Source organism: Kocuria sp. CPCC 205235, assembly GCF_040980905.1.
Classification (GTDB): Bacteria; Actinomycetota; Actinomycetes; order Actinomycetales; family Micrococcaceae; genus Kocuria; species Kocuria carniphila.
The window spans coordinates 1-588 of the sequence record NZ_JAVKPR010000090.1; the positions used below are offsets into that span (position 1 = coordinate 1).

Annotated in this window: 1 protein-coding gene; it reads right to left on the reverse strand. The window is 39.1% G+C overall.

The window, feature by feature from the left end; translation table 11 throughout:
• Positions 1–42: 42 nt before the first annotated feature.
• On the reverse strand, positions 43–588 hold a 546-nt coding region (locus RF638_RS16105), incomplete at its 5' end, for a transposase (protein ID WP_368842471.1).

Here is a 588-nt window from a genome sequence, read left to right on the forward strand (position 1 = left end):
ATTTCAACTTTTGGCTCTTCGCAAATTTTGGTGCACATAGTGCTAAAGCTTAAGCGCAACCTTTTTCTCCAACAAGGTGATGGAGGCTCGTCCTGCCATAATTCGTTTTACTGTTTTTATCTTGCATACCGTTCCTTCAAGAATTCCATTGTTCCATTTGCTGGTAATGGAATTCTTGATGGCCTGGTAGTCGTCAAGCAAACCCATGGCAAACTTTTCTATTCCATCCACCCCACATCCAATGGCCATATTTATCCATTTGTATAGTCCCATTTTGTTCTCTCCACTCAATATCCCTTGAAATGTGGAGACAAAGTATTTCAAATCATACATGTTTTTTTGTTGCATGAAAATCTTGACAGATTCCGTCTTTGGTCTTGAATTAAAGTGTACAATTGCGTTCCAAAGATCATGCTCTTCCATTCGTATGCTTTCTTTTGATAGAAATTTCCTCATTCTTTCTTTGTACTCCCCATATTCATTTTTCCATTTCTCCCTCAGAATGGACAGCAACATTTTCATTGCATACTGTTTCCCCGAACCATGAACGCCCTTGACCACACCTGAGTATTCCAAAGTCTTTTTCTC